At 69.1% G+C, this 9,582-nt stretch carries 11 protein-coding genes; 10 read left to right on the forward strand and 1 reads right to left on the reverse strand.

Annotated features, from left to right (window positions below; all coding sequences use genetic code 11):
- Positions 1-33: 33 nt before the first annotated feature.
- The gene (locus E2651_RS36740) at positions 34-294 is read right to left on the reverse strand and encodes a hypothetical protein (RefSeq protein ID WP_135335602.1); all 261 of its coding nucleotides are present in this window, start codon (positions 292-294) and stop codon (positions 34-36) included.
- A 289-nt stretch (positions 295-583) separates the two neighbouring features.
- Between E2651_RS36740 and E2651_RS46240 the strand changes: the two genes are divergently transcribed.
- The 10 genes from E2651_RS46240 to E2651_RS36785 all read left to right on the forward strand — a co-directional run bounded on the left by E2651_RS46240 (position 584) and on the right by E2651_RS36785 (position 9,563).
- Positions 584-667, forward strand: coding sequence for a putative leader peptide (locus tag E2651_RS46240; RefSeq protein WP_323178717.1), 84 nt, complete (start codon positions 584-586; stop codon positions 665-667).
- Positions 668-836: 169 nt separating this feature from the next.
- Entirely contained in the window at positions 837-2,534 is a 1,698-nt protein-coding gene (locus tag E2651_RS36745; RefSeq protein WP_135335603.1) for a nitrite/sulfite reductase, read from the forward strand.
- A complete protein-coding gene (locus tag E2651_RS36750) occupies positions 2,531-2,710 on the forward strand; it encodes a hypothetical protein (protein WP_135335604.1) in 180 nt (59 codons plus the stop codon). Before E2651_RS36745 ends, E2651_RS36750 begins: the two co-directional genes overlap by 4 nt.
- Positions 2,707-3,420, forward strand: coding sequence for a phosphoadenylyl-sulfate reductase (locus E2651_RS36755; RefSeq protein WP_135335605.1), 714 nt, complete (start codon positions 2,707-2,709; stop codon positions 3,418-3,420). Before E2651_RS36750 ends, E2651_RS36755 begins: the two co-directional genes overlap by 4 nt.
- Positions 3,420-4,010, forward strand: a complete 591-nt coding sequence (gene cysC / locus E2651_RS36760; protein WP_135335606.1) for an adenylyl-sulfate kinase — start codon at positions 3,420-3,422, stop codon at positions 4,008-4,010. Before E2651_RS36755 ends, cysC begins: the two co-directional genes overlap by 1 nt.
- A complete protein-coding gene (gene cysD / locus E2651_RS36765; protein ID WP_135335607.1) occupies positions 4,007-4,945 on the forward strand; it encodes a sulfate adenylyltransferase subunit CysD in 939 nt (312 codons plus the stop codon). The genes cysC and cysD overlap by 4 nt, the downstream gene beginning before the upstream one ends.
- 172 nt (positions 4,946-5,117) lie before the next feature.
- Positions 5,118-6,458 (forward strand): GTP-binding protein, encoded by a 1,341-nt coding sequence (locus tag E2651_RS36770; RefSeq protein ID WP_135335608.1) that lies wholly within the window; start codon positions 5,118-5,120, stop codon positions 6,456-6,458.
- 230 nt (positions 6,459-6,688) lie between these two features.
- Positions 6,689-7,819 (forward strand): ABC transporter substrate-binding protein, encoded by a 1,131-nt coding sequence (locus tag E2651_RS36775; RefSeq protein WP_135335609.1) that lies wholly within the window; start codon positions 6,689-6,691, stop codon positions 7,817-7,819.
- A 36-nt stretch (positions 7,820-7,855) separates the two neighbouring features.
- Positions 7,856-8,650, forward strand: coding sequence for an ABC transporter ATP-binding protein (locus tag E2651_RS36780; RefSeq protein ID WP_135335610.1), 795 nt, complete (start codon positions 7,856-7,858; stop codon positions 8,648-8,650).
- Positions 8,637-9,563, forward strand: coding sequence for an ABC transporter permease (locus tag E2651_RS36785; protein WP_135335611.1), 927 nt, complete (start codon positions 8,637-8,639; stop codon positions 9,561-9,563). Before E2651_RS36780 ends, E2651_RS36785 begins: the two co-directional genes overlap by 14 nt.
- Positions 9,564-9,582 lie beyond the last annotated feature (19 nt).

The raw sequence follows: 9,582 nt of genomic DNA on the forward strand, positions 1-9,582 counted from the left end.
TTGTTTTCGAAAGCGGGAGACGGCATACGAGCTTCATGAGCGTCTCGTGGGCTCGGAGATGTGTATAAGCGACAGGTCCTTGGCCCGCGCGGCCCTGACCTCCAAGGCCATGCCGCGCCACCAGGCCGCGGCGCCGACGGTGACGATCGCCCCGCACATCGCGACCGCTGCGGCCGTCCCCCACCAGCCCGACCACGCGGCGAAAACGTAGACCGCCGTGGCGGGTCCCAGCACGAGGCCGCTGATCAGGAGCGCCGAGTCCTCGAAGTCCAACGAGGGCCCGTGGCCGACCATGAAGGCGAAGGGGACCGTCCCACTGATGAGGTTCCCTGACAGGCATCCTTGAGTACGCCCGTGATCGCGGCCCCGAGTACCGCGAGGACGGTCACCGCCCCGGCGGACAGCCACACCCAAATCTGCCCCCACACGAGAACTCCCCCCGTGTCCCGTATGCCTGCACAGCAGGACAGGGGAGATGGACGTCTTAGTGACCCACGTCACTGTGTCTCATCAGGCGGGACGAGAGTGTCCAGATTACGGACACTGGTGGACTGGGTCTAAAGTCCCGTGACACGCTTCCGCCATGGATCGCACTGGAATTGCCTTGGTGAGTCGACGTCACGTCGATCTCTGCCGCATGTCCAGCGCCATGTGTCCGGCGAGCTGACAGCACCAGCGCCGACGACTCCCCCTGCTTGACCATATTCTTGCGCACCGCCGCGCCCCCAGCGCGAAGTGTGCAGGTCAGAGCCTCCCTCCCGTCGCCCGACCACCGCCCCTCATGGACGGCGCCATGCGCCGGCCCCTATGCCGCCCGCCTTGAAGGACGTATAGCCATGGCTGCCACCCCTGAAAACCCCACGACTGCCGCGCCCAAGCGCAAGGTGAGCCGTCACCGTGGTGAGGGCCAGTGGGCCGTTGGCCACTTCACGCCGCTCAATGGGAACGAACAGTTCAAGAAGGACGACGACGGTCTCAATGTGCGGACACGCATTGAGACGATCTACTCGAAGCGTGGGTTCGATTCCATCGACCCCAACGATCTTCGTGGGCGTATGCGCTGGTGGGGGCTCTACACCCAGCGTCGGCAGGGGATCGACGGCGGCAAGACCGCGATCCTGGAGCCGGAGGAGCTGGACGACGAGTACTTCATGCTGCGGGTGCGGATCGACGGCGGGCGGCTGACCACCGAGCAGCTGCGCGTCATCGGCGAGATCTCGCAGGAGTTCGCGCGCGGCACCGCCGACCTCACCGACCGGCAGAACGTCCAGTACCACTGGATCCGCATCGAGGACGTCCCCGCGATCTGGGAGCGGCTCGAGGCCGTGGGGCTCTCCACGACCGAGGCCTGCGGTGACACGCCCCGCGTCATCCTCGGCTCGCCCGTCGCCGGCATCGCCGAGAACGAGATCATCGACGGCTCCCCCGCCATTGATGAGATCCAGCGCCGCTTCATCGGGAATCCCGACTTCTCGAACCTGCCCCGCAAGTTCAAGTCCGCCGTCTCCGGCTCCCCGCAGCTCGACGTCGCGCACGAGATCAATGACATTGCTTTTGTCGGCGTCAACCACCCCGAGCACGGGCCCGGCTTCGACCTCTGGGTCGGCGGCGGGCTCTCCACCAACCCGAAGCTCGGTGTCCGGCTCGGCGCCTGGGTGCCGCTCGACGAGGTGCCGGACGTGTACGGCGGTGTCATCGGCATCTTCCGTGACTACGGCTACCGGCGCCTGCGCAACCGCGCCCGGTTGAAGTTCCTGGTCGCCGACTGGGGTCCCGAGAAGTTCCGGCAGATCCTGGAGGACGAGTACCTCGAGCGGGAGCTCGTCGACGGGCCCGCGCCCGAGCAGCCGACCGGCACCTGGCGCGACCACCTCGGCGTGCACAAGCAGAAGGACGGCCGCTTCTACGTCGGCTTCGCACCCCGCGTCGGGCGCGTGGACGGCACGACCCTCATGAAGATCGCCGAGGTCGCCGACGCCCACGGCTCGGGCCGCCTGCGCACCACCGCCGAGCAGAAGATGATCGTGCTCGACGTGGAGGAGGCGCAGGTCGAGTCGCTCGTCGCCGGGCTCGAAGCGCTCGATCTGCGGGTCACTCCCTCCCCCTTCCGGCGCGGCACCATGGCCTGCACCGGCATCGAGTTCTGCAAGCTCGCCATCGTCGAGACCAAGGCGCGCGGCGCCTCGCTGATCGATGAACTCGAGCGCCGCATCCCGGAGTTCGACCACCCCATCACCATCAACATCAACGGCTGCCCGAACGCCTGCGCCCGCATCCAGGTCGCCGACATCGGCCTCAAGGGCCAGCTGGTCCTGGACGCCGACGGCAACCAGGTCGAGGGCTTCCAGGTGCACCTGGGCGGCGCGCTCGGGCTCGAAGCCGGGTTCGGCCGCAAGGTCCGTGGCCTGAAGGTCACTTCGGCCGAGCTGCCCGACTACGTCGAGCGGGTCCTCAAGCGCTTCGAGAAGGAGCGCGCGGACGACGAGCGCTTCGCCACCTGGGTCGCGCGCGCCAGCGAGGAGGCCCTCTCATGAGTGAGCGTGCCGCCCCCTTCCACTGCCCCTACTGCGGTGACGAGGACCTGCGTCCGAACGAGACCGGTCACGGCGCGTGGGAATGCGCCGCGTGCAACCGGGCCTTCCAGTTGAAGTTCCTCGGGCTGCTCGCCCGGGGAGTTCAGCGCAACAGCGGTGGAGGGGAAGAGATATGACCACGGCTCAGGCTCAAGAGTCGCGTACGAACGACGAGTTGAAGGCGCTCGCCGAGCAGGCCGGGCGCGACCTGGAGGACGCCTCCGCGCTGGAAATCCTCCAGTGGGCCGTCGACACCTTCGGGAGCCGCTTCTGCGTGACCTCCTCCATGGAGGACGCCGTCGTCGCCCATCTCGCATCGCGCGCCCGCCCCGGCGTGGACGTCGTGTTCCTCGACACCGGCTACCACTTCCCCGAGACCATCGGCACGCGCGACGCCGTCGCCGCCGTGATGGACGTCAACGTCATCACGCTCACGCCGCGGCAGAGCGTCGCCGAGCAGGACGCCGAGTTCGGCGCGAAGCTGCACGACCGGAACCCCGACCTGTGCTGCGCCATGCGGAAGGTGAAGCCCCTTGAGGAGGGCCTGACTTCGTACGCCGCCTGGGCGACGGGCCTGCGCCGGGACGAGTCCCCGACGCGGGCCAACACCCCGGTCGTCGGCTGGGACGAGAAGCGGCAGAAGGTCAAGGTCTCGCCGATCGCCCGCTGGACGCAGGACGACGTGGACGCCTACGTCACCGAGCACGGCGTCCTCACCAACCCCCTCCTCATGGACGGCTACGGCTCCGTGGGCTGCGCGCCCTGCACCCGTCGCCTCCTGGAGGGCGAGGACGCGCGCGCCGGACGCTGGGCGGGCAACGCCAAGACCGAGTGCGGGATCCACTGATGACGGCCACTCGGACAAGCACTCAGGACCAGACACACACCCAGGAGAAGCACGTGACCACCGGAGCCACCATCTGGCTCACCGGTCTGCCCAGCGCGGGCAAGACCACCATCGCCTACGAACTCGCCGGCAAGCTCGGCGAGGACGGCCACCGCGTCGAGGTGCTCGACGGCGACGAGATCCGCGAGTTCCTCTCGGCGGGCCTCGGCTTCAGCCGCGAGCACCGGCACACCAACGTGCAGCGCATCGGCTTCGTCGCCGAACTGCTCGCACGTAACGGCGTGAAGGTCCTGGTGCCGGTGATCGCGCCGTTCGCCGACAGCCGCGAGGCGGTGCGGGGGCGCCACCAGACGGGCGGCACGCCGTACCTCGAGGTCCATGTGGCGACGCCGGTCGAGGTCTGCTCCGTACGCGATGTGAAGGGTCTGTACGCCAAGCAGGCGGCGGGCGAGATCTCCGGGCTCACCGGGGTCGACGACCCGTACGAGGAGCCCGAGTCGCCCGATCTGCGCATCGAGTCCCAGGACCAGACCGTGCAGGAGTCCGCGGCGGCCGTGCGCGCGCTGCTCATCGAAAGGGGTCTGGCATGACGACCACCGTTGCCACTGTGACCGAGGGGACCGACAGCCCCTACGCGCTGTCGCACCTGGACGCGCTCGAGTCCGAGGCGGTGCACATCTTCCGCGAGGTGGCGGGTGAGTTCGAGCGGCCGGTGATTCTCTTCTCCGGCGGCAAGGACTCCATCGTCATGCTGCACCTGGCGCTGAAGGCGTTCGCCCCGGCGGCCGTGCCCTTCTCGCTCCTGCACGTCGACACCGGGCACAACTTCCCCGAGGTCATCGAGTACCGCGACCGCGTGGTCGCCGAGCACGGGCTTCGCCTCCACGTCGCCTCCGTGCAGGACTACATCGACGCCGGAAAGCTGCGGGAGCGCCCGGACGGGACCCGCAACCCGCTGCAGACCGTGCCGCTCACGGAGAAGATCCAGAGCGAGAAGTTCGACGCGGTCTTCGGCGGCGGGCGCCGCGACGAGGAGAAGGCGCGCGCCAAGGAGCGGGTGTTCTCGCTGCGCGACGAGTTCTCGCAGTGGGATCCGCGCCGCCAGCGCCCCGAGCTGTGGCAGCTCTACAACGGCCGGCACGCCCCCGGTGAGCACGTCCGCGTGTTCCCGCTGTCCAACTGGACCGAGCTGGACGTGTGGCAGTACATCGCCCGCGAGGGGATCGAGCTGCCGCAGATCTACTTCGCGCACGAGCGCGACGTGTTCAAGCGCTCCGGCATGTGGCTGACCGCAGGCGAGTGGGGTGGCCCCAAGGACGACGAGACGGTCGAGAAGCGGCTGATCCGCTACCGCACCGTCGGCGACATGTCCTGCACCGGTGCCGTCGACTCGGACGCGACGACGCTGGACGCGGTGATCACGGAGATCGCCGCCTCGCGCCTCACCGAGCGAGGCGCGACGCGAGCCGACGACAAGCTCTCCGAAGCGGCCATGGAAGACCGCAAGAGAGAGGGGTACTTCTAAAGTTGACCTCTCCCGCCGCCCGAAGACCGCGGAATCCAACGATCGCTCGCTGGGCTTCCTGCTTCACCGCCAACAGCCCCCGGGACGAACCCAAGCCGAGGTCTTACACCAGCTCCACAGGCCGAAACCGCCAGCCCGGCGGCCGCCACGGAATGTAGCAGAGGGATTACGCATGACGACAGCCGAGCAGGTCAGGGCCACCACCCTGCTGCGCTTCGCCACCGCCGGGTCCGTCGACGACGGCAAGTCCACCCTGGTGGGCCGGCTCCTGCACGACTCCAAGTCGGTCCTCACCGACCAGCTTGAGGCCGTCGAGCGGGTCTCGCTCGGCCGCGGCCAGGAGGCGCCCGACCTGGCGCTGCTCACCGACGGTCTGCGGGCCGAGCGCGAGCAGGGCATCACGATCGACGTCGCGTACCGCTACTTCGCCACCGCGCAGCGCCGGTTCATCCTGGCCGACACGCCGGGCCATGTGCAGTACACGCGCAACATGGTCACCGGCGCGTCGACGGCCGACCTGGCCGTGGTCCTGGTCGACGCCCGCAACGGCGTCATCGAGCAGACCCGCAGGCACGCCGCCGTCGCCGCGCTCCTTCGCGTCCCGCACGTCGTGCTCGCGGTGAACAAGATGGACCTCGTCGCGTACGAGGAGACGGTCTTCGCGAAGATCGCCGAGGAATTCACCGCGTACGCCGTCGGGTTGGGCGTCCCGGAGATCACCGCGATCCCGATCTCGGCGCTCGCCGGCGACAATGTCGTCGAGCCGTCCTCCAACATGGACTGGTACGGCGGCCCCACCGTCCTGGAGCACCTGGAGACGGTCCCGGTCAGCCATGACCTGACCTCCTGCCACGCGCGCCTGCCCGTCCAGTACGTGATCCGCCCGCAGACCGCCGAGCACCCCGACTACCGGGGTTACGCGGGGCAGATCGCGGCCGGCACCTTCCGGGTCGGCGAGTCCGTGACGGTGCTGCCTTCGGGCCGTACGTCGAAGATCGCGGGCATCGATCTGCTCGGTGAGCCGGTGGACGTGGCCTGGACGCCGCAGTCGGTGACGCTGCTCCTGGAGAGCGACATCGACATCTCGCGCGGTGACCTGATCGTGCCGAGCGGCGACCAGCCGCCGACCACGCAGGACATCGAGGCGACGGTCTGCCATGTGGCGGACACGGCTCTGAGTGTCGGCCAGCGGGTGCTGCTCAAGCACACCACCCGCACGGTCAAGGCGATCGTCAAGGAGATCCCCTCGCGGCTCACCCTCGACGACCTCTCCCAGCACCCCGCCCCCGGACAGCTCGTCGCCAACGACATCGGCCGGGTCCTGGTGCGCACCGCCGAGCCGATCGCGCTCGACTCGTACGCCGCGTCGCGCCGCACGGGTTCCTTCCTGCTGATCGACCCGGCGGACGGCACGACGCTCGCCGCGGGCATGGTGGGCGACGCGTTCGCCACCGGCGACGAGGCCGCCGACGAGGCCAAGTCGGCGGCGGACGACGAGGGTTGGGACTTCTGACCATGATCGCGATCGATTACTACTCGACCTTCGCGAAGGAGGGCGGCCGCATCGGCAGCGGCGCCCTCGGCAGCGGTCAGGGCGGGGTCGGGCGATGTGCGGCATGACGTACGCGCACCGCTTGCGCGCCCTCACCCCCCGCGAGATCGATCTGCGTAGACGAAAACCTGCCGACGTCCCGGCCACGTCCTGACGGCGTGAGAACCGGGCCAACGAGAGGACTCCCTCCCGTGCCTGCCAGCTTCCGCACTCCACGCACCACCGGCGGCCGCCGCGCCCTGGCCGCGGTCACCGCCCTGCCGCTGCTCGCGGTGGCGCTCACCTCCTGCGGTTACGGCTCCGAGTCGACCGACAAGAACGACAAGGCCAATGTGGCCGCCGGGGCGAAGAAGATCGAGGGCCTCGACGAGGTCAAGATCGGGTACTTCCCGAACCTCACCCACGGCACCGCCCTCGTCGGCAAGCAGGAGGGCCTCTTCCAGAAGGAGCTGGGCGCCACCAAGGCCGAGTACGCCCAGTTCAACGCCGGCCCCTCGGAGATCGAGGCGCTCAACTCGAAGTCCATCGACATCGGCTGGATCGGCCCGTCCCCGGCCATCAACGGCTATGCGAAGTCCCAGGGCAAGGGCCTGCGCATCATCGGCGGCGCGGCCTCCGGCGGCGTCAAGCTGGTGGTGAACCCCGACAAGATCAAGTCCCTGGACGACGTCAAGGGCAAGAGCATCGCAACGCCGCAGCTCGGCAACACACAGGACGTGGCCCTCCTCAACTGGATCAAGGAGAAGGGCTGGAAGGTCGACGCGGAGAGCGGCAAGGGCGATGTGTCGGTGGTCCGCACCGACAACAAGATCACCCCGGACGCGTACAAGTCCGGCTCCATCGACGGCGCCTGGGTGCCGGAGCCGACCGCGTCGAAGCTGGTCGCCGAGGGCGGCAAGGTGCTGCTCGACGAGAAGGACCTGTGGCCGGACAAGAAGTTCGTGATCACCAACATCATCGTGCGGCAGGACTTCCTCAAGGAGCACCCGAAGGTCGTCGAGGCGGTGCTGCGCGCCTCCGTGAAGACCACCAAGTGGATCAACGACAACCCGCAGCAGGCGAAGGCCGCGGCCAACGCCGAGCTGAAGGCGGCCTCCGGCAAGCCGCTGCCGGCCGAGGTCATCGACCCGGCGTGGACGTCCATTGACTTCACCGACGACCCGCTCGCCGGGACGCTCGGCAGCGAGGCCGAGCACGCGGTCAAGGCGGGCCTCCTCGAGAAGCCCGACCTCAAGGGCATCTACGACCTGAGGCCGCTGAACAAGGTCCTGAAGGCGGCGGGCGAGCCCGCGGCCGAAGACGCCGGTCTCGGCGTCAAGTAAGCCCGGAATCCGACCAGTTCCCAGGAGGTGACGACCATGGCAACCGCAACCACCCTCGCCAAGGCGGCGGACAGCACCGAGACCAGCGGGTACGCGGCCCGGATCGAGCACGTCTCGAAGTCCTTCGCCACACCCGCAGGGCCCCAGCTCGTCCTGGACGACATCACGCTCGATGTCGCTCCCGGCGAGTTCGTCACCCTCCTGGGAGCCTCGGGCTGCGGAAAGTCGACCCTGCTCAACCTGGTGGCCGGGCTCGACAAGCCGTCAGTGGGCGGCATCGCCACGGACGGCCGCCCGGCCCTCATGTTCCAGGAGCACGCCCTGTTCCCGTGGCTGACCGCGGGCAAGAACATCGAACTCGCCCTGAAACTGCGGGGCGTGGCCAAGGCCGACCGGCGCCCCCGGGCCGAGGAGCTCCTCGAACTGGTCCGCCTGGGCGGCGCGTACGGCAAGCGCGTGCACGAACTGTCGGGCGGCATGCGCCAGCGCGTGGCGCTGGCCCGCGCCCTCGCCCAGGAGAGCAAGCTGCTCCTGATGGACGAGCCGTTCGCCGCGCTCGACGCCATCACACGGGACGTCCTGCATGACGAACTGACCCGCATCTGGCGGGAGACGGAGGTCTCCGTCCTCTTCGTGACGCACAACGTCCGCGAGGCGGTCCGGCTCGCCGAGCGTGTCGTGCTGCTCTCCTCGCGCCCCGGCCGGATCGCCCGCGAGTGGACGGTGGACATCCCGCAGCCGCGCCGCATCGAGGACACGGACGTCGCGGAACTCTCTGTCGAGATCACCGAACAACTGCGTGGGGAGATCCGCCGCCATGGCCAGCACTGAGACGAAGACGGCCGTCGACGACGCCCCGGACGCGCCCGCCGGGACCGCGGGGCACGGGGACCTCGCGGGGCTCGAAGCGGGACTTGACGCGCTGGAGACGACCGTCTCCGGCCGCACCCCGTTCCGCAGGACCTTCGTGGACAAGATCCTGCCGCCGCTCATCGCCGTCGCCTTGATCCTGGTGGTGTGGCAGGCACTGGTCTCCTTCAAGATCGTCGATGATCCGAGCAAGCTGCCCACGCCCGCCGATGTCTGGCAGGAACTGCGCAGCGCCTGGCTCCAGGGCAAGCTGCTCGACTACATCTGGACGTCCGTCTCCCGCGGGCTCTTCGGCTTCGTGCTCGCCCTGGCCATCGGCACGCCGCTCGGCCTGCTCGTCGCCCGGGTGAAGTTCGTGCGGGCGGCGATCGGCCCGATCCTCTCCGGCCTCCAGTCCCTGCCGTCGGTCGCCTGGGTGCCGCCCGCCGTGATCTGGCTTGGCCTCAAGCCCGAGGCGATGTACGCGGTGATCCTGCTCGGCGCCGTCCCGTCCATCGCCAACGGCCTGGTCGCCGGCGTCGACCAGGTGCCGCCGCTGTATCTGCGGGCGGGCCGCACGCTGGGCGCGACGGGCTTCCGGCACACCTGGCACATCGTGTTCCCGGCGGCACTCCCCGGCTATGTGGCGGGCCTCAAGCAGGGCTGGGCCTTCTCATGGCGCTCCCTGATGGCCGCGGAGATCATCGCCACCCACCCCGACCTGGGCGTGGGCCTCGGCCAGCTCCTGGAGGCGGGCCGCACCAACAGCAGCATGTCGCAGGTGTTCCTGGCGATCCTGCTGATCCTGATCGTCGGCATCGCCATCGACCTGCTCATCTTCAGCCCGCTGGAGCGGCGCGTGCTGCGCGGCCGCGGCCTGCTCACGAAGAGCTGATTGCCATGCGTGTTCCCGC

Origin of the sequence: Streptomyces sp. MZ04 (assembly GCF_004684775.1) — a bacterium.
GTDB lineage: Bacteria > Actinomycetota > Actinomycetes > Streptomycetales > Streptomycetaceae > Streptomyces.

What these genes read in the sequence shown, in the direction of transcription:
- E2651_RS36755 (WP_135335605.1), top strand. Translation starts at nt 2,707, where the DNA reads ATGACCACGGCTCAGGCTCAAGAGTCGCGTACGAACGACGAGTTGAAG.
- E2651_RS36780 (WP_135335610.1), top strand. Translation starts at nt 7,856, where the DNA reads ATGGCAACCGCAACCACCCTCGCCAAGGCGGCGGACAGCACCGAGACC.
- E2651_RS36745 (WP_135335603.1), top strand. Translation starts at nt 837, where the DNA reads ATGGCTGCCACCCCTGAAAACCCCACGACTGCCGCGCCCAAGCGCAAG.
- E2651_RS36750 (WP_135335604.1), top strand. Translation starts at nt 2,531, where the DNA reads ATGAGTGAGCGTGCCGCCCCCTTCCACTGCCCCTACTGCGGTGACGAG.
- cysC (WP_135335606.1), top strand. Translation starts at nt 3,420, where the DNA reads ATGACGGCCACTCGGACAAGCACTCAGGACCAGACACACACCCAGGAG.
- E2651_RS36740 (WP_135335602.1), bottom strand. Translation starts at nt 294, where the DNA reads ATGGTCGGCCACGGGCCCTCGTTGGACTTCGAGGACTCGGCGCTCCTG.
- E2651_RS46240 (WP_323178717.1), top strand. Translation starts at nt 584, where the DNA reads ATGGATCGCACTGGAATTGCCTTGGTGAGTCGACGTCACGTCGATCTC.
- E2651_RS36785 (WP_135335611.1), top strand. Translation starts at nt 8,637, where the DNA reads ATGGCCAGCACTGAGACGAAGACGGCCGTCGACGACGCCCCGGACGCG.
- E2651_RS36770 (WP_135335608.1), top strand. Translation starts at nt 5,118, where the DNA reads ATGACGACAGCCGAGCAGGTCAGGGCCACCACCCTGCTGCGCTTCGCC.
- cysD (WP_135335607.1), top strand. Translation starts at nt 4,007, where the DNA reads ATGACGACCACCGTTGCCACTGTGACCGAGGGGACCGACAGCCCCTAC.